Genomic DNA, 23,997 nt, shown 5'->3' on the forward strand with positions numbered 1-23,997 from the left:
TGCAGCTGCAGCCGATCCAGGCGGGTGCTGCTTTCCGGGCAATCACCGAGCGGATCGGTTTTGCCGAGCTTGCCGGTGTGCGCCGCCAGCGTGACGAATGGGCACGCGAGGCTTCACGGCTGTTTGCCCGCGGCGAGGTCGAGAAGGGGCTCGACGTCTATGCGCAACATGGTCATCTCGTCGAGGCAGCGACACGCCAGGAGGCAATCGGTCGCATCGTTGCTGATTGGACCGAAGCACGCAAACAGGCGATCGATCGCTCGGTTTCCGAGGGCAGGGATGGCCGCCTTCGCGGCGACGAGTTGCTGGTGCTCGCCCACACCAATGATGATGTCCACAAGCTGAACGAGGCACTGCGTCAGGTCATGAGGGCGCAGCAAGCGCTTTCTGACAGTCGGACGTTCCAGACCGAGCGCGGCACGCGGGAGTTCGCCGCTGGCGATCGCATCATCTTCCTGGAAAATGCCCGCTTCCTTGAGCCCCGGGAAAGGCATTCCGGTCCGCAATATGTCAAGAACGGCATGCTCGGCACGATCATCTCCACCGGCGACAAACGCGGCGATCCGCTGCTGTCGGTCCTTCTCGATAATGGCGACAAGGTCGTCTTCAGCGAAGACAGCTATCGGAATGTCGATCACGGCTATGCCGCAACGATCCACAAATCGCAAGGCGCCACGGTCGACCGCACCTTCGTGCTTGCCACGGGGATGATGGACCAGCATCTGACCTATGTGTCGATGACCCGCCATCGCGACCGCGTCGATCTCTATTCGGCGAAGGAGGATTTTGAGGCAAAGCCGGAATGGGGACGCAAGCTGCATGTCGATCATGCCGCCGGTGTGACCGGCGAGCTTGTCGAAACCGGAGAAGCCAAGTTCCGGCCGAATGACGAAGATGCCGACGACAGTCCCTATGCCGATGTCAGGACGGAGGACGGAACCGTCCATCGCCTTTGGGGCGTCAGCCTGCCGAAGGCGCTCGAGGAGGCGGGCATCTCTGCAGGCGATACCGTCACCCTGCGCAAGGATGGCGTCGAGCGGGTCAAGGTCCAGATAGCAGTCGTCGACGAGGAGACAGGCCAGAAGCGTTACGAGGAGAGGGAAGTCGATCGCAACGTCTGGACGGCGAGACAGATCGAAACCGCCGAAGCGCGCCAGCATCGCCTCGAGCGGGAAAGCCATCGGCCGGATATGTTCAAACAGCTCGTCGAGCGATTGTCGCGCTCCGGCGCCAAGACGACGACGCTCGATTTTGAAAGTGGGGCCGGTTATCGCGCCCAGGCGCAAGACTTCGCCCGGCGCCGCGGCATCGATCATCTTTCGTTGGCTGCAGTCGAGATGGAGGAAAGCCTCTCCCGGCGCTTTGCGTGGATTGCCGCAAAGCGGGAGCAGGTGGAAAGGCTCTGGGAGCGGGCAAGCGTGGCGCTCGGCTTTGCCATCGAGCGGGAACGGCGTGTCGCCTACAATGAAGAGCGGAGCGAAAGGATGGTCGAAGCAACCTCCAGCGAAGCACGCTATCTGATCCCGCCGACGTTCTTCGCCAGAAGCGTCGAGGAGGATGCGCGGCTGATGCAGCGTTCGTCCCCGGCCTGGACAGAGCGGGAAGCGATCCTACTTTCGCTGCTGGAGAAGATCTATCGCGATCCGGATGCAGCGCTTGCCGCCCTGAATGCGCTGGCATCGGACGCCGGCGTCGAACCGCGCAAGCTTGCCGACGATCTTGCCGCAGCCCCTGATCGGCTTGGCCGCTTGCGTGGTTCCGAATTGATCGTCGACGGACGCGCGGCACGTCAGGAGCGCAATGTCGCAATGTCGGCCGTGGACGAACTGCGGCCGCTCGCACGGGCCCATGCGACCGAATTCCGCAGGAATGCCGAACGGTTCGAACAGCGCGAGCAGACGCGGCGCTCCTATATGTCGGTATCGATCCCGGCGCTCTCCGAAAATGCGATGGCGCGGCTTATGGAGATTGAGGCGGTACGCACCCAAGGTGGTGACGACGCCTACAAGAGCGCCTTTGCGCTTGCCACCGAGGACCGCTCGGTCGTGCAGGAGATCAAGGCGGTCAGCGAGGCGTTGACGGCCCGCTTTGGCTGGAGCGCATTCACCGCGAAGGCGGATGCGGTTGCCGGACGCAACGTGGCCGAACGCATGCCGGAAGATCTGATGCCGAGCCAGCGTGAGACACTGATTAACCTGTTCGAGGCCGTGAAGCGTTTTGGCCACGAGCAGCATCTTGCCGAGCGTCAGGATCGCTCGAAGATCGTCGCAGCGGCCAGTGCCGTTCCGACTAAGGAGCCAAGGGAGGAGCCAGGCAAGGATTATGCGACGGTGTTGCCGATGCTTGCCGCCGTCACCGAGTTCAAGACGCCGGTCGACGAGGAGGCGCGATCGCGTGTGCTCGCAGCTCCTCTCTATCACCAGCAGCGTGCGGCACTGGCGAATACTGCAAGGACGATCTGGCGCGATCCGGCCGGCGCCGTCAGCATGATCGAGGAGCTGATCCTGAAAGGTTTTGCTGCCGATCGCATCGCGGCAGCAGTCACCAATGATCCAGCCGCTTACGGTGCACTGCGCGGTTCCGACCGTCTGATGGACAAGGTGCTTGCCTCTGGCCGGGAGCGGAAAGAAGCGGTGCAGGCCGTGCCGGAAGCCGCCGTCCGGCTGCGCTCACTCGGGTCATCCTATGTCAATCTGCTCGACGCAGAACGACGGAGCATTACGGCAGAGCGGCAGCGCATGGCGGTTGCCATTCCCGGCCTGTCGAGAGCGGCAGAGGAAGCGCTCATCCAACGGATGGCGCAGCGAAAGAATGGTCGCATGCTGAATATTCCGGCTGCACCTCTCGATGCAAACATCCGTCGGGAGTTTGCTGATGTCAGCAAGGCACTCGACCAGCGCTTCGGGCGCAATGCCATCATCCGCGGTGACAAGGAGCTCATCAATCACGTGTCGCCGACGCAGCGCCCGGCCTTCGCGGCGATGCAGGAGAGGCTGAAGGTCTTGCAGCAGACGGTTCGCCATGAAAGCAGCGAGGAGATTATTGCGGAACGGCGCCAGCGGGCGGTCAGCCGTGGCCGCAGTATCGATCTTTGAAGACCATCGAAGAAGTCAAGAGCCTGGCGAGATGTTCCCGCACGCGGTCTTGACCAGCATATGCAGGTCGTGCGGCCCGTTCGCCGAGCCCGATCAACATAGTCCCGCCTCCTTCCCGTAACCTGACCTTCCTCCCTAAGCTGGTCCGTGATCGCCGGTTGGCGGATGTGCCTGGCCGTCGCCTCTTCGCTGACTTCGAAGTGCTTCGAACAACGCACTTTCACGTGGGCTATCATTGATAGCGAGCGGCGATAGCGACCGGATGGGTGCTGAGCGCAAGGCCCGGAACGGCAAGCTTCCTCTTTGCCACCTGCGCATTCGCGATTTCGATGATCAGCATGTTCCGGACCGCGATCCGCTATCGAATCTGGGCGGTCGATCATTGCCTGCCGGCGCAGGCTCAGGGGAAACGTCCGAGGGCGTGGAGACAGGCCGCGGTTTATTGGGCAGCCTGCGCGATCATCAGCATGCTGATCCTCGCCCTCAGGCGGTTCAGCAAGATCGACGGCCGGGTCACTCCCATCATCGTCCTTTTGTCGGGCTTGGCCGTGGCAGCATTTTATCCGACGCGGAATCTGGACATTGCCAGCACCTTGATGGCGCTCCTTGGCGCTGGTTATAACTTGTCGAGAGTCCTGATCGATGTCGAGATACAGAGGCTCGTATCAAGCACCAAGCTCGGACGAGCGAAAGGTCGGGTACACGTCGCCTGTATGGGCTTCAGTCTGCTTGTCTATGTGGGCCTCGGTGTTTCCGGAGACGCGCTCGTTCCGTCCGCGGTATTCCTTGCTTTTGGAAGCGGAGTGATCGCCGTCGTTACCGCAGGCTATGGACTCCACTTGGTGAAAAAAAGAGCCTCATTACATCGGAGCATGCCGTTGTGACGGAGCCCAAAGATGCTGAAATTCTGGTGGTTTCAAAGCATGACGTGTTTGAATTTATCGGTACATTGTTTCCGTGGATCGCCGTGAGCGATCCCCAGCAGGCATTTTCGTAGGTGCTAATTTGGCGCCGCATTTTTCAGGTTGTGCGTGCCTGCGCGACACAAAATACACAATTCTGCCATCAAACCTTCGGCTTCCTTCCAGCCTTCATCGGTTGCGGTCTATCTCCCGGCAAAGGAATCGAAAATAACTGGGAGATATCTATTGATAGTGCGTCCGCGAGGCGATCGAGCAAATCAATAGAGATATTATATTTGCCTCTCTCCAAATCACTGATCACGGTCCTATCCACACGCGCATCTACAGCGAGTACTTCCTGCGTAAGCTTCTGCGCTGACCTGTGATGTCGCAAATTCCACGCAATGCGCGCACGAGTGTCCATGCACCATGGGCAACATCTTGCATGGAGTTAATCCATGGAATATATTCAACATATTAATCTTTTGAGTTCTAAAGTGCTCCTTTCGCACCTCCGCTCCTCGTTAACACAGGCGATGGGCGTCTCTCAGAGGAAGGCAACCCAATGCATGATCGGGTAGAAAAGCGGGTCGCGAGCCAGTCTCCGCGAAACACGTTTCGGACTGAAGACGACAACAATCAAGCATCGCACCCGGTCGACATCCATGTGGGCCAGCAGCTTCGCATCAGGCGCGTTCACACCAACCTGTCGCAAACCGAACTCGGTCAGAAAGTTGGTCTGAGCTACCAGCAGGTCCAGAAATATGAAAGTGGCAAGAACCGCATCAGCGCGTCGATGCTCTACGAAATCGCCGGCGGTTTGAATGTGCCAGTGGGCTGCTTTTTCGATGGGCTGCCGCAACCAGGTTCAGGGGAGGCGGCGACTATCGCACCCGAGGCAGATGAGCGTATCGCTTATCTCGCCACCGCGGAAGGACGCCGCTTTGTCGAGGAGATACTTCGTCTTCCGCCCAAACTCAGGACCCGCACACTGGCGGTGATCAGGGCAATCGCCGGAGATGAGGACAAAGCCGAAGAAGATTGATCGTCCCGTGATGCCCGGCAGATTTTAAGCAGGCGGCCGCCGATTGGCGTTGGAGCGGCGGAAAATGGTACCGTAGAAGTCGACTTCCTTGTCATTGTCCAGGACCCGCGGATCATCTGGCTGGGCATAGTTTGCCCTTTCCAGCTGGGAGCTTTGAAACGTCGCCTGAATGGTTTCCAGCATGTCGAATAGGGCTTGATCCGCCTCGAAGATCCTGGTCACGTCCAATTGGTTCACACCGGGTCTGGACGGTCGGCGGTTACTCGCATCTCGGCATACATGTTTCGAGGCCCAGGGCCTGCGTCCATGGCAACCAAGGCTATCTGTCGGTTACCGAAGGCTGCTGCGCCCGGCGTTGCGGCATGATCGCGGTCAAGACCGATACCAGTGTGGAGGAAACCATGGAGACGAACCTCCTCGAGCGTGGTCCTGCAACAGACGGTTCGCATGGAAAGCAGCCAGCAGGTTATCGCCGAAAGGCAGCAGCGGGCTGTTAGCCGTGGTGTCAAATTAGCGGGCCTTTAACAAACACCCAACGAACAGAAAACTCCAGCCTCTAGCGGTTGCCGAGATCTGAACAGCTAGGTCCCACTAAACCATACCGTTTTTTCCATAATAGAGGTCAAAACCTCGTTACGTTCATTTCGATGGAACCCAGGCCGCCTCGCGCCGTTCTCCAGGTTAACGGGAGAATATGCATGTCGAAAACTCTTCTCTACGGCGCGACCAAGATCGACGAGACAAACAGTGCCTATGCGCCGGTCGAAAGCCTTGCGGCGTTCCAGTGGAAGAACCGTGTCTTCGTCCTTTTCGCCGACAAGGACAATGCCCGCGCCGCTCGCCAGGAAAATCAGCTGCTGGCCGATCGCAGTGCACTCGATGAGCGCGACATGGTAGTGCTTAAGGTTTCCGGCGTCGGCGTCCGGCCGCTCTTCGGTGCGGCTGATGGTCTCGATAGCGAAGCCATCCGCCGCGATCTCGAGGTACCTGATGTGGGCGAACTCGCCGCTTTCCTTGTCGGAAAGGACGGCACCGTCAAGCTCAAGGTCAGCGAGCCGATCACCAATGGTGAGCTTTTCGCCATCGTCGACAGCATGCCGATGCGCGCTGCCGAAACGCTGAAGCCGGACAACTAGCGCCGGCCGAACATCCTCGCGAACATCATGAAAGGGAGGCGGTTATGTCCGTGCCCAACGAACCCATTCCCGATCAGCCGCCGATGCCGGCGCCCGGTTGGAAGCCGGTGCCGCCCATTACAGAGCCGGAGCCGGACCGGTTGCCCGACGAGGCGCCGGTTCCGAACCCGGATGAGAACGACGAGCCGGCAAAGCACGTCTCTTTCTAAAGGAAGATGTGGCGTTCGGCGCTGACCAGTTCCTGCAGGAAGTCGGCGACGCTTCTGACGCGCACGAGGTCGCGTGCCGTTTCGTGATAGGTCGTCCAGTAGGCGCGCCGGATCGAAATTTCAGGTAGGATGCGCTGGAGTTCCGGATACTGCCGGGCGATATAATCGTGCAGGATGCCGATACCGGCGCCTGACCGGACCGCTTCCGTTTGCCCGATCGACGTCGAAATCTCGAAGCTTGCATCCCAGCTTCGCATCACCTCGCCGGAGAAGTTCAGCGAGGCGGTGAAGATCAGGTCTTCGACATAACCGATGCGCGGATGGGCTTTCAGCGCGTCGATATCGCCGGGTGTGCCGTGGGAGGCGAGGTAATCGCGGGAGGCATAAAGACCGAGCGTGTAGTCGGTGAGCTTGGAGGATACCAGCCGGCCTTGTTCCGGCCGCTCCAGCGTGATGGCGATATCGGCCTCGCGCTGCGATAGCGAGAAGGAGCGCGGCACCGGCACGAGCTGGATCTTCAGCGCCGGATGGCGCTCGATCAGCCTGCCAATGCGCGGCGCCAGAAAGGAAACACCGAACCCATCCGGCGCACCGACGCGCACGGTCCCGGCAATTGCCGTATCGGTGTGGCCGAGGCTCGCCTGCACCGCCAGCATTTCCGTTTCCATCCGCTCTGCGGATGCCAGGAATACTTCGCCTTCGGCCGTCAGCTCGGAGCCGCTCGGGCGGCGGATGAACAGCCGGGTCTTCAGCGCCTCTTCCAGCGACGTCAGCCGACGCGAGAGCGTGGCATGATTGAGCCCCAGCCGCTTCGAGGCGGCGAGGATCTGCCCGGTGCGGGCGACGGCGAGGAAAATCCGGACATCGTCCCAGTTCATCGCTTGGCCCGCATAACGATCGGATCGACCTCGATCAGCGTCAGCGATGTCACCATGCCAGCCGTCCCATTCTTGTATTTGAGGAAATGCGGTGTCCGCAAATGAGCCTCGTATGCCTGCTGGTCGGCATAGACCTCCAGAATGCGAACCCGGTTTGGTTCGTCCCTGATGGAAACAGCGCTGAGCGAAAGGACGCCCTCTTCCAGCTCTACGGATGCCTCGATTTCTTCGGTGAGCAATGTGCGATAGGCCTCAAGCGTCTCCGGATCGATCTCCAGTTCCGCCATTCTGACGACGGGTTTCCTGCTCATCCCTTTGATCTCCTCTTCGGATTTGACTTGTCCGCGCGCCGGGCCAAATTTGGAAGCAGCAGCGCCTGATGCAAAGACGGGGCTATAATTTACGCACAACAGTTCCTTATATCAGCGCATTGATTTGTGCAAATTGAAGTGCGATTGTCTGCCATCCATAAACAGGAGGAGCATCCCATGCATGAGATCGGTCATTTCATCGGCGGCAAGCATGTCGCCGGCACCAGCGGCCGCGTAAGCAACGTCTATAATCCGGCAACCGGCGAAGTGCAGGCGACGGTCGCGCTCGCCAGCGTCGAGGAAATGCGCGCCGCCGTTGAAAACGCCAAGGCTGCGCAGCCGAAATGGGCTGCCACCAATCCGCAGCGCCGCGCCCGCGTCTTCTTCAAGTTCGTCGAACTCCTGAACAAGCACATGGACGAACTTGCCGAATTGATCTCCAAGGAACACGGCAAGACCATCGAGGATGCCAAGGGCGACGTCATCCGCGGTCTCGAAGTCTGCGAATTCGTCTGCGGCATCCCGCATCTCGCCAAGGGCGAATTTACGGAGGGCGCAGGTCCTGCGATCGACATGTATTCGATCCGCCAGCCGGTCGGCATCGGCGCCGGCATTACCCCCTTCAACTTCCCCGGCATGATCCCGATGTGGATGTTTGCGCCAGCGATCGCCTGCGGCAACGCCTTCATCCTGAAGCCTTCCGAGCGTGATCCCTCCCTGCCGATCCGTCTCGGTGAATTGATGATCGAGGCCGGCCTGCCGGCCGGCATCCTCAACGTCGTCAACGGCGACAAGGCTGCCGTCGACGCGATCCTCACCGATCCCGATATCGGCGCCATCTCCTTCGTCGGCTCGACTCCGATCGCTCGCTACGTCTATGGCACGGCAGCGATGAACGGTAAGCGCGCCCAGTGCTTCGGCGGCGCCAAGAACCACATGATCATCATGCCGGATGCCGACATGGACCAGGCCGTCAACGCGCTGATGGGCGCCGGCTACGGCTCGGCCGGCGAGCGCTGCATGGCGATCTCGGTTGCCGTTCCGGTCGGCGAAGACACCGCCAACCGCCTTGTCGAAAAGCTGACGCCGAAGATCGAATCGCTGCGCATCGGCCCCTACACCGACGACAAGGCCGATATGGGCCCGCTCGTCACCAAGGAAGCCTATACCCGTGTTCGTGGCCTGATCGACCGCGGCATCGAGGAGGGCGCCAAGCTCGTCGTCGACGGCCGCGATTTCAAGCTCCAGGGTTATGAAGACGGGTACTTCGTCGGCGGCTGCCTGTTCGACCACGTCACGCCTGAGATGGATATCTACAAGACCGAGATCTTCGGACCGGTTCTCTCCGTCGTTCGCGCCCAGAACTATGAGGAAGCGCTGTCGCTGCCGATGAAGCACGAATACGGCAACGGCGTTGCAATCTACACCCGCGACGGCGATGCCGCCCGCGATTTCGCCTCGCGCATCAATATAGGCATGATCGGCATCAACGTTCCGATCCCGGTTCCGCTCGCCTACCACTCCTTCGGCGGCTGGAAGGCCTCGAGCTTCGGCGACCTTAACCAGCACGGCACCGACTCGATCAAGTTCTGGACGAAGACCAAGACCGTCACCGCCCGCTGGCCCTCCGGTATCAAGAGCGGCGCTGAATTCGTCATGCCGACGATGAAGTGATCTGACGACAGATCGATTTGCAATTCGGGGGCCGTATGGCCCCCGTTTTGTCTGATCTCTCGACGCGGCCCATACCTCTCGGCAAATGGCCTCATAAGCTGATTGCGAATTTCATATTTTGGAATTGTTCAAAACTACCAAACCGCCTATATAGGTCCGAACAGGCACGAGTTAGGAGATCGGCATGCGGTTGACGAAGCAGACCAACTATGCGGTTCGCATGTTGATGTATTGTGCTGCCAACGATGGGCACTTGAGCCGGATTCCGGAAATCGCCAGGGCCTACGGTGTTTCCGAGCTTTTTCTTTTCAAGATCCTCCAGCCGCTGAACAAGGCCGGTCTGGTCGAGACCGTGCGCGGTCGCAATGGCGGTGTTCGCCTGGGCAAGCCGGCTGCCGACATCACCCTCTTCGACGTCGTTCGGGTCACGGAAGACAGTTTCGCCATGGCCGAATGCTTCGAGGATGACGGTGAGGTCGAATGCCCGCTGGTCGACAGCTGCGGCCTGAATTCGGCGCTGCGCAAGGCGCTCAACGCCTTCTTCGCCGTGCTGTCGGAATATTCCATCGACGACCTCGTCAAGGCTCGTCCGCAGATCAATTTCCTTCTCGGAATTACCGGCGAGCGGCCTTACCGCAAATCCGAAATCGTTGCGCCCGCCGCCTGAATTTAAAGAGCAGGACTGAGGTGTGAAACCGCGGTTGCCCCTGGCAATCGCGGTTTTTGTTTTTGTCGCGTCTTCCCGGCTCGGCAAGAATGAACACCCGAGCGTGGCAAGCGAATCTGATTGATCACCACACGCTTAAGAGGCGCAATATCCAAAATACGACGAAATATCGGACGTTTTTATCCGAAAATGTCCAAATGAGGCTGATTTTTGACCGAAAATTTCTAAAATTGTCCAACTGGAAAAATTTTCTCCGTAGCCCGTTGCTTTCAGTAAATAAATATCGTTCCATCGACCGTCGATCACGATGCCTATCGCGGTCTCCAAACATCAAAAAAGAACAACCGGGAAACAATATTATGAAAAAGATCTCTGTCATGCTGGCAGCGACGGCCCTGATTTCGGTCATGGCAACGTCGGCCTGGTCCAAGACCCTTGTCTATTGCTCCGAGGGTTCGCCGGAAGGCTTTGACCCGAGCCTCTATACGGCTGGCACGACCTTCGACGCCTCGTCGCGCACGGTCTATAGCCGCCTGGTCGAATTCAAGCATGGCGGTACCGAGATCGAGCCGGGCCTCGCCGACAGCTGGAGCGTTTCGGCCGACGGCACGGAATACACCTTCAAGCTTCATCCCGGCGTCAAATATCAGACCACCGACTTCTTCACGCCGACGCGCGATTTCAATGCCGACGACGTGGTGTTCTCCTTCGAGCGCCAGCTGAAAGCCGACAATCCGTGGAACAAGTATGTCGAGGGCGGTTCCTACGAATACGCCGCCGGCATGGGCTTCCCGGATCTGATCAAGTCGGTCGAGAAGGTCGACGACCTCACCGTCAAGTTCACGCTCAATCATCCCGAAGCGCCGTTCCTTGCCGACCTCGCGATGGACTTCGCCTCGATCGTTTCCAAGGAATATGCCGACAAGCTCGCAGCCGACGGCAAGATGGCGCAGCTGAACCAGCAGCCGCTCGGCACCGGCCCCTTCACCTTCGTCGCCTACCAGCCGGATGCCGTCATCCGCTACAAGGCGAACGAAACCTATTTCAAGGGCAAGGAAAAGATCGACGATCTGGTTTTCGCCATCACCTCTGATGCCGCCGTCCGCGCTCAGAAGCTGAAGGCCGGCGAATGCCACCTGATCCCCTATCCGAATGCGGCCGATGTTCCCGAGCTGAAGAAGGACAACAATCTGACGGTGATGGAACAGGCCGGCCTCAATGTCGGCTTCCTCGCCTACAACACCCAGATGGCCCCGTTCGACAAGCCGGAAGTTCGCCGCGCCCTCAACATGGCGATCAACAAGCAGGCGATCATCGACGCCGTCTTCCAGGGTGCCGCGGCCGTTGCCAAGAACCCGATCCCGCCGACGATGTGGTCCTATAACGACGCAGTTCAGGACGACAAATACGATCCGGATGCCGCCAAGAAGGCTCTCGCCGATGCCGGTGTCAAGGACCTCAGCATGAAGGTCTGGGCGATGCCGGTGTCGCGTCCCTACATGCTGAACGCGCGCCGCGCCGCCGAACTGATCCAGGCCGATTTCGCCAAGGCTGGCGTCAAGGTCGAGATCGTCACCCATGAATGGGCCGAATATCTGAAGCTCTCCTCCGACGTGAAGCGCGACGGCGCCGTCATCCTCGGCTGGACCGGCGACAACGGCGACCCTGATAATTTCATGGATACGCTGCTTGGCTGCGATGCTGTCGGCGGCAACAACCGCGCTCAGTGGTGCAACAAGGAATATGACGACCTGATGACCAAGGCCAAGCTGACCGCCGATGTCGGCGAGCGCACCAAGGCCTATGAGCAGGCCCAGCTGATCTTCAAGAAGGAAGCCCCCTGGGCGACCCTCGATCACTCGCTGGTCTTCGTTCCGATGAGCAAGAAGGTCTCCGGCTTCTTCATGGATCCGCTCGGCATTCACCGCTTCGACGGCGTCGACGTATCCGAATAACAAGAATAATGTAAGAATGCCCGGCAGTGCTGGGCGCAACCGGCGGTCAGGCACCCCCTGACCGCCGGAAACTATTGGACATCTGCCATGTTGCGTTTTTTCATCGGCCGCCTCGCGGTGCTGATCCCGACATTCCTCGGCGTTTCCCTCATTGCCTTCTCGTTCATCCGCATGCTTCCCGGCGATCCCGTAATGCTTCTGTCGGGGGAACGTGTCATGGCGCCGGAGCGACACGCCCAGATCATGCACGATCTCGGCTTCGACCGGCCCATGTATGTGCAATATTTCGATTATCTCGGAAAAATTCTGCACGGCGATCTCGGTACCTCGATCGTCACCAAGCGACCCGTTCTCGGCGAATTCCTGACGCTGTTTCCGGCAACGCTGGAACTTTCCTTCTGTGCCATCATCCTCGCCGTCTGTCTTGGCGTGCCCGCCGGCATCTTTGCCGCCGTCAAGCGGGGCACGTGGTTCGACCAGAGCGTGATGGGTGTGGCGCTTATCGGTTATTCCATGCCGATTTTCTGGTGGGGCCTGCTGCTCATCATCTTCTTCTCCGGCTATCTCGGCTGGACGCCCGTTTCCGGCCGTATCTCGCTGATGTATTTCTTCAAGCCGGTCACCGGATTCATGCTGATCGACAGCCTACTGTCCGGCCAGAAGGGGGCCTTCGCCTCGGCCATCAGCTATCTCATTCTGCCGACCATCGTGCTGGCGACCATCCCCCTTGCCGTCATTGCGCGTCAGACGCGTTCGGCGATGCTCGAGGTTCTCGGCGAGGATTATGTCCGCACGGCACGCTCGAAAGGCCTGAAGCCGCTGCGCGTCGTCGGCGTGCACGCGTTGCGCAATGCGATGATCCCCGTCATTACCACGATCGGTCTGCAGATCGGCGTTCTTCTTGCCGGCGCCATCCTCACCGAGACGATCTTCTCCTGGCCGGGCATCGGCAAATGGATGGTCGACTCGGTGTTCAAGCGTGACTACGCCGTGGTCCAGGGCGGTCTTCTGCTGATCGCCGGCGTCATCATGCTGGTCAACCTGATTGTTGATGTCCTCTACGGCTTCATCAATCCGCGCATTCGTCACTAGGAGCGGTTCATGAGCACCGTCACCGTCAAGACCGGCCAGCCATCCGCCGCTGCGGAGTTCTGGCACTATTTCTCCCGCAACAAGGGCGCCGTCATCGGCCTCTTCGTTTTCATCGTCATCCTGGTCGTCGCAATCTTCGCGCCGGTCTTTGCGCCGCATGCGCCGAACGAGCAGAACCGCCAGGCGCTGCTCGCCGTGCCGGCCTGGATGGAGGCCGGCAGCATTTCGTTCCCGCTCGGAACGGATGCGGTTGGCCGCGATATCCTCTCGCGCCTGATCTACGGCGCGCGCTTTTCGCTCTTCATCGGCGTCGTCGTCGTCACGCTTTCGGTCGTATGCGGCGTCCTGATCGGTCTCGTCGCCGGCTATTTCCGCGGCAAGGTCGATACGGCGATCATGCGCCTGATGGATATCATCCTGGCCTTCCCGTCGCTGCTGCTCGCCCTCGTGCTGGTGGCGGTGCTCGGGCCTGGTCTTACCAATGCGATGATCGCGATTTCGCTGGTCAACCAGCCGCATTTCGTGCGGCTGACGCGCGCCTCGGTCATTTCGGAGCGCGAGAAGGAATATGTGATCGCCTCGCGTGTTGCCGGCGCAGGCACCTTCCGTCTGATGTTCAAGACGATCCTGCCGAACTGTCTTGGGCCGCTGATCGTCCAGGCGACGCTCGCCTTCTCGGCGGCCATCCTCGATGCCGCCGCCCTCGGCTTTCTCGGCATGGGTGCCCAGCCGCCGACACCCGAATGGGGCACGATGCTGGCCGAATCCCGTGAGTTCATCTCGCGCGCCTGGTGGGTCGTAACATTCCCCGGTCTTGCCATCCTCATCACCGTTCTCGCCATCAACCTGATGGGTGACGGCCTGCGCGATGCGCTTGACCCCAAGCTGAAGAGGTCGTGATGCCACTTCTCGAAATCGAAAATCTGACCGTCGAATTCCAGACCTCTTCCGGTCTCTTTCGCGCCGTCGACCGCGTATCGCTTGCCTGCGACAGGGGCGAGATCCTGTCGGTCGTCGGTGAATCCGGCTCGGGCAAATCCGTTGCCATGCTGGCCCTGATGGGGCTTCTGCCCTGGACGGCGAAGATCACCGCCGACCGCATGCAGTTCGACGGCCAGGATCTGCGCGGGATTTCGGGCCGCCAGCGCCGCCGGATCGTCGGCAAGGACATGGCAATGATCTTCCAGGAGCCGATGTCGAGCCTCAATCCGTGTTTCACCGTCGGCTTCCAGCTCGGCGAGACCCTGCGTGTCCATATGGGCCTCAACCGGAAAGAACGCCGCGAACGGTCGATCGAACTCTTGAACCTCGTCGGCATTCCGGCGCCGGAGGATCGCCTGTCGAACTTCCCGCATCAGATGTCCGGCGGCATGAGCCAGCGCGTCATGATCGCCATGGCGCTTGCGTGCAATCCGAAGCTCTTGATCGCCGATGAGCCGACCACTGCGCTCGACGTGACGATCCAGGCGCAGATCCTCGATCTGCTCGTGCGCCTGCAGAAGGAGCAGGGCATGGCGCTGGTGCTGATCACCCACGATATGGGTGTGGTGGCCGAAACCGCCGAGCGCGTGCAGGTCCAATATGCCGGCCAGAAGGTCGAGGAGCAGCCGGTGAGGGCACTGTTTCGCGATCCGCACCACCCCTATACCGCAGCCTTGCTCGCCGCCCTGCCGGAACGCGCCCAAGTCGGCCAGCGTCTTCCCTCGATCGCCGGTGTCGTTCCCGGCCAGCACGGGCGCCCGACTGGTTGTCTGTTCGCGCCCCGTTGCGGCTATGCCACGGTCGAATGCGATCGCGGCGTCGTCCGCCAGGGGCCGGAGCTTGGGCTGGCGCTGTGCAACTATCCTTTGAAGGACGGCAAGCCGCTCGGGCATCCCGGCGTCATGGCCGTCGAAACTGCAGGAGACCTGGTATGACGGGCGCTGTTCTCGAGGGCAGGGATCTCGCCCGCTTCTACACCGTCAACCGCGGTCTCTTCAAAGCCGATGCCACGGTCAAGGCGCTGAACGGCGTCAGCTTCAGCCTTCATTCCGGCAAGACGCTCGCCGTCGTCGGCGAATCCGGCTGCGGCAAGTCGACGCTCGCGCGCCTGGTGACGATGATCGAGAATCCGACGGCTGGCGCATTGCTGATCGACGGTAAGCCGGCGCGCGTCGGCGACCGCAGCCTGCGCAGCCAGGTGCAGATCGTATTCCAGAATCCTTACGGCTCGCTCAACCCGCGCCAGAAGGTCGGTGCGATCCTCGAAGAGCCGCTGAAGATCAACACCGATCTCAACGCCGCTGCGCGCCACCGCAAGGTGGAGGAGATGATGGCCCGCGTCGGCCTGCGTCCGGAGCATCACGGTCGTTACCCCCACATGTTCTCCGGCGGCCAGCGCCAGCGCATCGCCATTGCCCGCGCTCTGATGCTGCGGCCGAAGGTGCTGGTGCTCGACGAGCCGGTTTCGGCACTCGACCTGTCGATCCAGGCGCAGGTGCTGAACCTGTTGATGGACCTGCAGAAGGAAATGGGGCTTGCCTATCTCTTCATCTCGCACGGCCTCTCCGTCGTCCATCATATCGCTGACGAGGTGATGGTGATGTATCTCGGCCGCCCGGTTGAAACCGGTCCGGCCGCCGAGGTCTTCGCCCGGCCGCGCCATCCCTATACGGCCGCCTTGCTGTCGGCCACACCGATCGCCGATCCCGAGCGCGAGAAGAACCGCATCCGCCTACAGGGTGAATTGCCGTCACCGCTGAAGCCGCCGTCGGGCTGCCATTTCAATCCGCGCTGCTGGAAGGCGCAGGACTATTGCCGCCAGGTTTCTCCCGAATTAAGGGGAGAAGGTGCACAGCAATATGCCTGTCATTTCCCGCTCGATTGAGCGGGATGAATAACTCCAGGAAAAGTGTGCAGCGGTTTTCCCAGGCAAAGCGCGAAGCGCTTTTGCCGGGAATTACGTAGACAACAGTTGGATGCTGGGAGGAGCCATGCCGGGTGAGCGGATGAACAAAGCCCATGCGATCATCGTCATGGGTGTCAGCGGCTGCGGCAAGTCCTCGGTCGGCGAGAAGATCGCGGGAGCCCTGCATCTCGACTTCGTCGAAGGCGATGCGCTGCATCCCCCATCCAATGTCGAGAAGATGTCGAAGGGCATTCCTTTGAGCGACGACGACCGGATGCCCTGGCTCGACCGCATCGGCGAAGACATGAAGGCCTCGCTTGAGAAAGGCGAGGGCATCATCGTCTCCTGCTCGGCTCTGAAGCGTATCTATCGCGACAGGCTGAGGGCGGCTGCCGGCGGCAATCTGTTCTTCGTCTATCTCGAAGGCTCCAAGGCGTTGCTGACGAACCGCATGGGCGAGCGCAAGGGTCATTTCATGCCGGTCTCGCTGCTCGAAAGCCAGCTGGCGACGCTTGAGGTTCCCACAGGCGAACCCGGCGTCGTTACCGTCGATATCGACGACACGATCGACGGCATTGCGGCAACAGCACTGAAAGGTCTCGCAGGTCTTGGTGTCACGGCCTGAAGCGCTGCGGCGCATAGGCTGAAATATCGATGAACGGCGTCTCGCCGGTCATGAGTTCGGCAAGCACGCGGCCGGTCACCGGCCCGAGGGTCAGCCCGTGATGGGCATGGCCGAAGGCGAACCACAGGCCCCGATGGCGCGGCGCCTTGCCGATAACAGGCATCATATCGGGTGTGCAGGGGCGGGCGCCCATCCAGGGTTCGGGATCGAGCCTGTCTCCCAGCGGAAAGATCGTCCGCGCCACGGCTTCGGCCAGGTCGAGCTGGACCGGCGTCTTCGGCGCGTCGAGGTTCGCGAACTCCGCCCCCGTCGTCAGGCGGATGCCGCGCTTCATCGGCGCCAGCAGATAGCCGCGTTCGGCGTCGAGCATCCAGTTGTGGAGCACGGCATCGCCCTTTGCGGCATAATGCATGTGATAGCCGCGCTTGATGCCAAGGGGCAAGGAATAGCCGAGCCGGCGTGTCGCAACAGCCGCCCAGGGGCCGAGCGCGATGACCGCGTCGTCGGCTTCGAGCGGACCTTTCCTGGTCATGACCTTCCAGCCGGATCCGTACTGGCCGAGCGAGGCGGCGTCCCCTATGACAAAACGGCCGCCGAGGCTTTCGAAATAGCGGCGATAGGCCGATGTCAGCGCCTGCGGGTCGAGCACCGACCAGGGATCGCGCCAGCGGATGCCGCCGGCAAAATCGCCTGTCATATCGGGTTCCATGCGGGCGATGTCGGCCGAGGTCAGACTGTCATATTCGACTCCGAATTCATTCTGCCAAGTCGCGGCCTCGGCCAGAGCCTCGTCGCGTTTGGCCGGCGTCCGGAAAATCTTCATCCAGCCATCTCTGCGGATCAGCGCTTCCGCATGCGACGCCTCGATCAGGTCCTTGTGCTCGGCAATCGAATTTTCGATCAGCGGCGCATAGGCCCGGGTGATGATCGCGTGGCGCCGCGCATTGGAATTCCACCAATAGCGGGCGAGAAAGGCGATCTGGCTCGGCAGCGTCTTGAGGTGATAATGCGCGTCGATGCGGTTATTCAGCGCATAACGCAGGAGAAGGCCGAGCTGTTGGGGAAAGCCGTAGGGCGCGACACCTTCGCGCTGGATCAGCCCGGCATTGCCGAAGGAGGTTTCGCTGCCCGGTTCCTTGCGGTCGATCAGCGTCACCTGCCGGCCGCGCCGCTGAAGATGGATGGCCGCCGAGACGCCGACGATGCCGGCGCCGAGCACGATTACGTTTTTCTTCATTCCCCTGAATTCCGCTGTGTTGCCGGGGTGAAAATGCTCCTGCCGATGCTGTGGCGCAAACGAAAAATCGTATTCATTTCAAAATCATTGCGCTTTTCAGTGCAGCATTTTCGGACTTCATGCGGACATAGAGGACGCAGGCGTTGAGAAGCGAAAAGCCGATCGCGTAAAACGGCAGGCCGAAGGCCAGCGGAAGGGCGGCGATCTCGCCGACGACGATCGCGTAGTTCGGATGCCGCAGGAAGCGATAGGGGCCCGAGGTCACCAGCGGTGCGCCGGGCAGGATGATGATGCGTGTGGTCCAGCGGTCTTTCAGCGTCGCCAGCACCCAGAGCCGGAGCGCCTGCAGCCCGATGAACACGACAAACCAGAAGAACTCGACCGGCCGGCCGGGCGCCAGCAGCCAGAGGCCGATGAGCCAGCCCGCATGCAGCGCCACCATGGCGGGATAGTGCTCCGGCGCCACCTCCCTGGCGCCTCTGGCGAGAAGGGCGGCGGTGTTGCGCCGGGCGAGCACGAGTTCGCCGAGCCGCTGCAGCGTCACGAACGCCAGGAGCGCGATCGACGGCCACATCATGCCACCCTCCGGAGCGTCACGCAGCTGGCCGAAAACCCCGGCCCCATGGCAATCATCGCCGAACGCCCCGGCAATCCGGCCTGGATCGCCCGCTCCAGCACGAACAGAATGGTCGGCGAGGACATGTTGCCGTATTCGGCAAGCACGGCGCGCTCGTGATCGAGCGTGCCCGGCGTCATCGACAGCGCGCTCTCCATCGCCGCCAAGACTTTCGTACCGCCGGGATGACAGATAAAGCGGTCGATATCATCAGGTGTCAGCCCGTTTCGCGCCAGAATGGCCATCACCGCCGGGCCGAGCTCCCGCTCGGCAAAGGGCGGCAGCGATTGCGCCAAAACGATGCCGAAGCCGCCGTCGTCGATCTTCCAGCCCATGATATCGAGCGTCTCGGGAAAGAGATGCTCGCCGGTCGATTCCACTGCTGCCAGCCCGCCTTCGCCGGATCGCAGCACGCAGGCGGCGGCGCCATCGCCGAAAAGCGCCGTCGCAATGATGTTCGGCCGCGTCAGCTCGTCCAGCCGGAAGGCCAGAGTGCAGAGCTCGATCGAGACGAACAGCACGACGGCGCCCGGTCTGCCCCGCGCCAGCCGCGAGGCGATCGCAAAGCCCGACACGCCCGCCGCACAGCCGAGCCCAAAGACCGGCACGCGCTCGATATCGGTCCTGAAACCCATCCGGCGGGCCATCTGCGCATCGAGGCTCGGCGTCGTAAAGCCGGTCGACGAAACCGTGACGACACAGTCGACATCGCCGGCATCAAGCCCGGCCTGACGAAGGGCCGAGGCGGCGGCCTTGACGAACAGATCGCCCGCCACCTCGGCATAGGCTTGCATCCGGTCCTGCCAGCCATGCGGCTCGTCGAACCAGGCAAGCGGCCGGGCCGCATGGCGCTTTTGAATGCCGGCGCTGTCGAAGACGCGGGCAAGGTGGCGGAAATCCTCGAAGCGGTCGGCAAACAGCCGGGCGGAGGCTTCGACTGCTTCTTTCTGGAAAACGACATGTTCGGGGGCGGCGGTCGCGAGGCTTACGAGTTTCACGGTATCGGTCACAAAATTCTCCTTGTCCCTCCGGCGGAACGAAGGAAAACACGTGGACGCCCAATTTATTCGGCCTCGTGGGCTTCACGAAGCAGTGATGAAGAAAATGGGAAGGCCTCCGAATAAAGCGAGGAGCAACGGTGTTCTCTCCTCGCAACGTCACTTCTCCAGGAGTTTTCCCATGACGATCATGACATCCCGAATTGCCTCAATCCTTCTCGGCGGCTGCCTTGCCGCTTCCGTTTTCTCCGGCCCGGTCTTTGCAGCCGGTAATGACAGCAGCACGATGCCGACCTGCAAGAAGGGCGAGATCTACGACCAGAAGACCAAGAAATGCGTCAAGCAGCAGAGCGCCAACGTCTCGGACGAGAACCGCACCGACTATGCCTATTCGCTGGCGAAAGCCGGCCGCTATGAAGAGGCGCTTGCCATGCTCGACAAGGTCAAGGACCAGAACACGGCCGAGGTGATGAACTATCGTGGTTATGCCACTCGCAAGCTCGGCCGCACCGACGAAGGCATCTCCTATTACCTCCAATCGGTGAAGATGGACCCGCAATACGCCAAGGTCCGCGAATATCTCGGCGAAGCCTATGTCATCAAGGGCCAGCTCGATCTTGCCAAGGACCAGTTGAAGTCGATCAAGGCGATCTGCGGCACAGCTTGCGAGGAATATCAGGATCTGAACGCGGCAATCCTCGACCCGTCGAAGATCTGACCCGGCCGGCAGAGCGGGAAAAACGGAACCACGAAGGATATCCGAATGTCGGTCGCGCCCACCCTGTTTCCCGCCTATAGTCGCGCGAGAATGGAATCGCCGGTTCATCCGGCGGTTCCGAGACATGCAGGATCGTCGGAGGCGGCCATCGCGAGCGCAGCGGATATCAGGAGCGGCCTGACGGAAAATCTGCCAAGGCTCTGGCGTTATGGTCTCGTTCTCTCGCATCAGCGCGATGTCGCCGACGACCTCGTGCAGGCGACCTGCCTTCGCGCGCTGGAGCGCGCCGATCAGTTCACCCCCGGCACCCGGCTTGATCGCTGGCTGTTTTCGATCCTGCATTCGATCTGGCTGAACGAGATCCGCTCCCGCCGGGTGCGCCAGGGCCAGGGGTTCGTCGATGCCGGCGAGGCGCTGACCTTCGACGGCGCGCACGACACCGAAACGCATGTGATGGCGGCTCAGGTGTTGAAACGGGTGAGTGCGCTGCCCGAAGCGCAGAGAACGGTGGTTTTCCTCGCCTATGTCGAAGGACTTTCCTATCGCGAAGTTGCAGGCATACTGGATATTCCGATCGGAACCGTGATGAGCCGGCTGGCGGCTGCCCGCGCCAAGCTCTCCGGCGACGGGCGGGAAGGGGAACGGCAATGAATACCAAGCACACCATTCCCTCCGACGAGGACCTCACAGCCTTCATCGATGGCGAACTGACGGCGGAAGAGGCCGCCCGCCTCGAGACCCTTGCCAACGAAAATGAAGCCGTCGCCGAACGGCTGGAATTCCTGTCGCGCGCCAGCCTGCCGTTCGAGCGGGCCTTCGCACCGCTGCTCACGGAAGCCCCGCGCGCGAAACTGGAGAAAATGCTCGCCGCCATCCCCGCGGCTGAAAGCGCAAAATCCGGTTCCTCACCCGCATTCGCAACCCGCCGCCGCTTCCTTGGCGCGCTTGCCGCCTCGCTCATTGCCGGCATCGCCATCGACCGTGCCGTCCTCGGCCTCGGCCGCAGCTTTTCGGCAAAGGACGAAAACAGCGAATGGCGCGCCGTCGTCGCCGACTATATTTCGCTCTATACGCGAGAAACCCTCGCCGGCCCCGTTCCAACCGCAGATATCCAGGCCGCCCAGCTCGGCGCCCTCGACGAAAAACTCGGCCTGTCGCTTTCCCCCGAAGCCGTCTCGCTTCCGGGCATCGATTTCAAGCGCGCTCTGCTGCTGCAATATGACGGCAGACCGCTCGCCCAGATCGCTTATCTCGACCCCGAAACCGGCCCGATGGCGCTCTGCATCGTCAGGTCTGACGCGGCCCCCAAGACGCCGGACCTCGAAAACCGCAGGGGCATGAACGTCGTCTACTGGTCGAACGGCTCGCACGCCTTCATGCTGATTGGCCATGCGGCGGGGGATAGGATGACGGCGATTGCCGATGGGGTGTCGGGGGAGGGGCATCGTGTGAGCACCACGCGCAATAATTGATCCACTGCAGTCAGATATCCGGGACGGTCTGATGACCTTGGGACATGCCCAGTTCAAGGCGCTGTTTACGGGACTCGACTGGCGTCGGGTACGCGCTGTTGAGGCAAGAGTGCCGACGGCAATCGAACGGGTGCGTCACGATCACTCGGTTGGCAAATTCCGACCGTTAAGCGAGGCAGAGTTTGATAACTTCCACCATATTGGACGCCACCGATTTGCCGGACGATATTGCTGCCTTGAAGGCGTTGCTAATCGCGGCGCAAGCGCGTGAAGTCCGCAATGATGAGCGGATCGAGCGGCTGGAGGAGTTGGTCGCTGCTTTCAAGCAGGCAGCCTTCGGCCGTAAAATGGGAGAGGGCCGATCCCGAGCAGTTCAATCTTACGCTGGAGGACCTAAAATCGCGCAGCGAACACACTGCTGAGGTCTGCTGCCGGCCCATGCGGACCTTCCCCGATCAAGAAGTAGGGTGTACTCCTGTCGAAAGGAAATCCGTTGGTGCATTCTATGGCTGGAAAGTTTTTAAGACGCGGCGCTATTGTAGATACGATCAAAAGCGAAGAGCGAATGAACTCGCAGCAAAGGCGAGCCAGTAAAATACGCTATCACGTCGATGTTGTACCGTGCGGTTGCCCGGACGAGAACTGTGGAGCGTTTCATGTATCCGCACCGAACGGCCATTACCCACGAACGCCGAAGCCGAGGCGACGCTTCGATTGCACCGACGCAGTCGCTGAGAAGCCGGAGAGGGCCCCACGGGACAGCCGTAGTCTGTTGTCGGCCCGAAGCGGACACCGCTCCCTACCTGCCCAGCAGAACTCGCGCGTTCTTTAACGTCTCATCGAGACGTATGCGGTGTTTTCCTTGGCCGATCTTGTTGCGATATTCCCCGATGGGAACTTTAACGATGTCTACGGCGTCAAGCGGTATCTTTCCACGAGGAACCTCGAACGACATAACAAGTTGGTCGTCGCATAGCAGTGTGAAGAGGTCTTCGCCCTGTTCGGGCATCTCGTTGAGTACGTGAAAGACGGAGCCAGCTATACCCAGCGATTGAACAAGCTCTAAAAGAGCAGCGTCTCGTTCGAATTTCGCGGGCTGAAGCCTTCTATATCCTTCAAAACGATTTGTGAGGCGGGAGAGCATGAAAACGTCCGGTTAGGTAGTCTAGCAGTCCTGCAATGACCGCAATTGGCGCAGTCTTGCCACCTCTATCACAGCGGTCGGAGCTTTGGCCTTGGCCGCGATTTCCGAGGACGAACTTCCAAGGCAGTATAGCAGAGTTTGGGTCATCGAATGCGGCGGCAACGTCTGATGTTCCTCATCCCTGCTCCGAAAACTGCCAAATTGCTGCGGGTCTCTTCGTGGCGGAACCGGGCGATCCGCTATTGGTGCGAAAAGGGGCGGTCTCGAAAATAGTGAGAGCGGTCCGAGCCGGCCGCAGGCACATCCGGCATGATCGGCCTGCGTCGACGTAGCTGGTCGCTCCTGACACGAGATCAAGGCCCGGCTGTGCTTGGTTGCAACGCAGGCCGCAGCCAGAATACATGACGCGCCCTTTGGAAAGTCAGCCGCGGTTCTTGACTCTTGGTTTCAGTCGCCAAAATATTAGTGTAGAAACACCTTTCCGAGGCAAATGAACATGACGAATTACGTTGAAACACAGCGTTTCCACTGTTCGAGCGCTGCAGGCCGAAATTATACCGTCATTGAGCAAATGAGGACGTCTCATCAGTTCATAGCGCCACGAACCGACTACGTCACCGAGGACGGCGAAGTTGCTGAGCGTCTTGACGACGGCAGCTTTCTCCTCCTTATGTCCAACGAAGTAATTCGCGTTTCCTAGGTGGCGTAAGGATCAAAAAAAAGCAAAAGGAAGCGGGCGTCGCGACCGGCAGCATCACATCCGCGGCAGAAGACCGATGTGCTGACCGCCGTAAATTCCGGCAATGAACAGCGCCAGCAGAAGCATTGCGATCAGAACCGCCCGCAAGCTGCTGCGCTGAACCATCTCGGCCTCCCATCCAATATCCCATAAGGTGGATGTAGCGCGACCAAGATTTGAGGGAATGGCGGCCAAAGCCCGCCATCAAAGGTAGCCGACATAGCTCCGCGCCTAGACCTTCGAGCCCCTGTCTGCTCTTATGCTTAGGCAACATAACCTGGAGGCACAGTTGGCCAGCAATCTGTGGGATACCGAGCATGGGGCCATGTTCGGGGCGAACTCATTCGCAGCAATGAACATTCTGTATTTATTGCTGGATAAAGGGCTTATTTCGCGGGAGGATGCCGCCGGCGTTCTCACGAAGACCGCTACCCAGGTTCGCGAAGGTTCCGAGGATGGAGCGGAGCCGCAGGTGGGCGAACAAGTCGCACGAAAATATGAGGCGATGGCTGCTTGGTGTTTAGGGTACAGCCCGGGCCAGTAATCGCGGAGAACGCGCCGCCGACGTGGCTGGCTGCGGCGAGGTGTGTGCTTTGT

The 23,997-nt window shown here is 60.6% G+C and carries 26 protein-coding genes and 1 pseudogene; 19 read left to right on the forward strand and 8 right to left on the reverse strand.

The genetic code is table 11. The features are described 5' to 3' along the window. Positions 1-3,095, forward strand: a 3,095-nt coding sequence (locus RLEG4DRAFT_RS36455; protein ID WP_003584344.1) for a BID domain-containing protein, incomplete at its 5' end; no start/stop codon positions are given. A gap of 329 nt (positions 3,096-3,424) precedes the next feature. Further along, entirely contained in the window at positions 3,425-3,979 is a 555-nt protein-coding gene (locus tag RLEG4DRAFT_RS36460; RefSeq protein ID WP_051040923.1) for a hypothetical protein, read from the forward strand. Between the two features lie 181 nt (positions 3,980-4,160). Here RLEG4DRAFT_RS36460 and RLEG4DRAFT_RS39600 read toward each other — a convergent pair whose 3' ends face one another. Further along, positions 4,161-4,421, reverse strand: a complete 261-nt coding sequence (locus tag RLEG4DRAFT_RS39600) for a helix-turn-helix domain-containing protein (RefSeq protein WP_003584346.1) — start codon at positions 4,419-4,421, stop codon at positions 4,161-4,163. Positions 4,422-4,562: 141 nt separating this feature from the next. Between RLEG4DRAFT_RS39600 and RLEG4DRAFT_RS36465 the strand changes: the two genes are divergently transcribed. Then, on the forward strand, positions 4,563-5,042 hold the full coding sequence (locus RLEG4DRAFT_RS36465; RefSeq protein WP_003584349.1) for a helix-turn-helix domain-containing protein: 480 nt from the start codon (positions 4,563-4,565) through the stop codon (positions 5,040-5,042). Positions 5,043-5,066: 24 nt separating this feature from the next. Here RLEG4DRAFT_RS36465 and RLEG4DRAFT_RS47350 read toward each other — a convergent pair whose 3' ends face one another. Continuing rightward, a complete protein-coding gene (locus RLEG4DRAFT_RS47350) occupies positions 5,067-5,264 on the reverse strand; it encodes a hypothetical protein (protein ID WP_245278007.1) in 198 nt (65 codons plus the stop codon). Between the two features lie 476 nt (positions 5,265-5,740). Between RLEG4DRAFT_RS47350 and RLEG4DRAFT_RS36475 the strand changes: the two genes are divergently transcribed. Then, complete coding sequence (locus RLEG4DRAFT_RS36475; protein ID WP_003584351.1) at positions 5,741-6,178, forward strand: DUF4174 domain-containing protein; 438 nt, start codon at positions 5,741-5,743, stop codon at positions 6,176-6,178. Between the two features lie 44 nt (positions 6,179-6,222). Next, positions 6,223-6,387, forward strand: a complete 165-nt coding sequence (locus RLEG4DRAFT_RS41085; RefSeq protein ID WP_003584352.1) for a hypothetical protein — start codon at positions 6,223-6,225, stop codon at positions 6,385-6,387. On the opposite strand, the gene RLEG4DRAFT_RS36480 is transcribed toward RLEG4DRAFT_RS41085, so the two are convergent. Continuing rightward, on the reverse strand, positions 6,384-7,265 hold the full coding sequence (locus RLEG4DRAFT_RS36480; RefSeq protein ID WP_003584353.1) for a LysR family transcriptional regulator: 882 nt from the start codon (positions 7,263-7,265) through the stop codon (positions 6,384-6,386). The genes RLEG4DRAFT_RS41085 and RLEG4DRAFT_RS36480 overlap by 4 nt on opposite strands. Then, on the reverse strand, positions 7,262-7,576 hold the full coding sequence (locus RLEG4DRAFT_RS36485) for a putative quinol monooxygenase (RefSeq protein WP_003584355.1): 315 nt from the start codon (positions 7,574-7,576) through the stop codon (positions 7,262-7,264). The genes RLEG4DRAFT_RS36480 and RLEG4DRAFT_RS36485 overlap by 4 nt, the downstream gene beginning before the upstream one ends. Positions 7,577-7,753: 177 nt before the next feature. Between RLEG4DRAFT_RS36485 and RLEG4DRAFT_RS36490 the strand changes: the two genes are divergently transcribed. From RLEG4DRAFT_RS36490 to RLEG4DRAFT_RS36525, 8 genes are all read left to right on the forward strand, one after another. Continuing rightward, positions 7,754-9,250 carry a CoA-acylating methylmalonate-semialdehyde dehydrogenase gene (locus tag RLEG4DRAFT_RS36490; RefSeq protein WP_003584356.1) on the forward strand — a complete coding sequence of 499 codons (1,497 nt, stop codon included), beginning with the start codon at positions 7,754-7,756 and terminating at the stop codon, positions 9,248-9,250. Positions 9,251-9,434: 184 nt separating this feature from the next. After that, positions 9,435-9,917 (forward strand): iron-responsive transcriptional regulator RirA, encoded by a 483-nt coding sequence (gene rirA, locus RLEG4DRAFT_RS36495; RefSeq protein WP_003584358.1) that lies wholly within the window; start codon positions 9,435-9,437, stop codon positions 9,915-9,917. 359 nt (positions 9,918-10,276) lie between these two features. Continuing rightward, entirely contained in the window at positions 10,277-11,872 is a 1,596-nt protein-coding gene (locus tag RLEG4DRAFT_RS36500) for an ABC transporter substrate-binding protein (RefSeq protein ID WP_003584359.1), read from the forward strand. An 87-nt stretch (positions 11,873-11,959) separates the two neighbouring features. After that, positions 11,960-12,964, forward strand: coding sequence for an ABC transporter permease subunit (locus RLEG4DRAFT_RS36505; RefSeq protein WP_003584360.1), 1,005 nt, complete (start codon positions 11,960-11,962; stop codon positions 12,962-12,964). Positions 12,965-12,973: 9 nt separating this feature from the next. Further along, the gene (locus RLEG4DRAFT_RS36510; RefSeq protein ID WP_003584361.1) at positions 12,974-13,864 is read left to right on the forward strand and encodes an ABC transporter permease subunit; all 891 of its coding nucleotides are present in this window, start codon (positions 12,974-12,976) and stop codon (positions 13,862-13,864) included. Further along, complete coding sequence (locus RLEG4DRAFT_RS36515; RefSeq protein WP_003584363.1) at positions 13,864-14,880, forward strand: ABC transporter ATP-binding protein; 1,017 nt, start codon at positions 13,864-13,866, stop codon at positions 14,878-14,880. The genes RLEG4DRAFT_RS36510 and RLEG4DRAFT_RS36515 overlap by 1 nt, the downstream gene beginning before the upstream one ends. Beyond that, a complete protein-coding gene (locus RLEG4DRAFT_RS36520; RefSeq protein ID WP_003584364.1) occupies positions 14,877-15,830 on the forward strand; it encodes a peptide ABC transporter ATP-binding protein in 954 nt (317 codons plus the stop codon). Before RLEG4DRAFT_RS36515 ends, RLEG4DRAFT_RS36520 begins: the two co-directional genes overlap by 4 nt. Positions 15,831-15,936: 106 nt before the next feature. Then, positions 15,937-16,476 carry a gluconokinase gene (locus tag RLEG4DRAFT_RS36525; RefSeq protein ID WP_003584366.1) on the forward strand — a complete coding sequence of 180 codons (540 nt, stop codon included), beginning with the start codon at positions 15,937-15,939 and terminating at the stop codon, positions 16,474-16,476. On the opposite strand, the gene RLEG4DRAFT_RS36530 is transcribed toward RLEG4DRAFT_RS36525, so the two are convergent. The 3 genes from RLEG4DRAFT_RS36530 to RLEG4DRAFT_RS36540 form a co-directional block, all read right to left on the reverse strand. Next, a complete protein-coding gene (locus RLEG4DRAFT_RS36530) occupies positions 16,466-17,713 on the reverse strand; it encodes an NAD(P)/FAD-dependent oxidoreductase (RefSeq protein ID WP_003584367.1) in 1,248 nt (415 codons plus the stop codon). The genes RLEG4DRAFT_RS36525 and RLEG4DRAFT_RS36530 overlap by 11 nt on opposite strands. Before the next feature lie 73 nt (positions 17,714-17,786). Beyond that, positions 17,787-18,290: an isoprenylcysteine carboxyl methyltransferase family protein gene (locus RLEG4DRAFT_RS36535; protein WP_003584368.1), complete on the reverse strand. Its 504-nt coding sequence runs from the start codon at positions 18,288-18,290 to the stop codon at positions 17,787-17,789. Further along, positions 18,287-19,339, reverse strand: a complete 1,053-nt coding sequence (locus RLEG4DRAFT_RS36540) for a type III polyketide synthase (RefSeq protein ID WP_003584369.1) — start codon at positions 19,337-19,339, stop codon at positions 18,287-18,289. The genes RLEG4DRAFT_RS36535 and RLEG4DRAFT_RS36540 overlap by 4 nt, the downstream gene beginning before the upstream one ends. 169 nt (positions 19,340-19,508) lie before the next feature. On the opposite strand from RLEG4DRAFT_RS36540, the gene RLEG4DRAFT_RS36545 reads away from it, so the two are divergent. The 5 genes and pseudogenes from RLEG4DRAFT_RS36545 to RLEG4DRAFT_RS39610 all read left to right on the forward strand — a co-directional run. Beyond that, positions 19,509-20,045: a tetratricopeptide repeat protein gene (locus RLEG4DRAFT_RS36545; RefSeq protein WP_003584370.1), complete on the forward strand. Its 537-nt coding sequence runs from the start codon at positions 19,509-19,511 to the stop codon at positions 20,043-20,045. A 45-nt stretch (positions 20,046-20,090) separates the two neighbouring features. Next, on the forward strand, positions 20,091-20,696 hold the full coding sequence (locus RLEG4DRAFT_RS36550) for an RNA polymerase sigma factor (RefSeq protein WP_003584371.1): 606 nt from the start codon (positions 20,091-20,093) through the stop codon (positions 20,694-20,696). Next, the gene (locus RLEG4DRAFT_RS36555) at positions 20,693-21,517 is read left to right on the forward strand and encodes an anti-sigma factor family protein (RefSeq protein WP_003584373.1); all 825 of its coding nucleotides are present in this window, start codon (positions 20,693-20,695) and stop codon (positions 21,515-21,517) included. The genes RLEG4DRAFT_RS36550 and RLEG4DRAFT_RS36555 overlap by 4 nt, the downstream gene beginning before the upstream one ends. 31 nt (positions 21,518-21,548) lie before the next feature. Further along, positions 21,549-21,788 (forward strand): hypothetical protein, encoded by a 240-nt coding sequence (locus RLEG4DRAFT_RS41090; protein ID WP_171898210.1) that lies wholly within the window; start codon positions 21,549-21,551, stop codon positions 21,786-21,788. Next, positions 21,715-21,919 (forward strand): annotated as a pseudogene (locus tag RLEG4DRAFT_RS39610) (transposase domain-containing protein); the annotation flags it as partial. The gene RLEG4DRAFT_RS41090 and the pseudogene RLEG4DRAFT_RS39610, both read left to right, overlap by 74 nt. Positions 21,920-22,316: 397 nt before the next feature. On the opposite strand, the gene RLEG4DRAFT_RS36565 reads toward RLEG4DRAFT_RS39610, so the two are convergent. Next, complete coding sequence (locus tag RLEG4DRAFT_RS36565; protein ID WP_003584374.1) at positions 22,317-22,661, reverse strand: hypothetical protein; 345 nt, start codon at positions 22,659-22,661, stop codon at positions 22,317-22,319. Between the two features lie 1,028 nt (positions 22,662-23,689). Between RLEG4DRAFT_RS36565 and RLEG4DRAFT_RS36580 the strand changes: the two genes are divergently transcribed. After that, entirely contained in the window at positions 23,690-23,944 is a 255-nt protein-coding gene (locus tag RLEG4DRAFT_RS36580; RefSeq protein WP_003584378.1) for a hypothetical protein, read from the forward strand. Positions 23,945-23,997 lie beyond the last annotated feature (53 nt).

The sequence above is a fragment of the Rhizobium leguminosarum bv. trifolii WSM2297 genome (genome assembly GCF_000271845.1).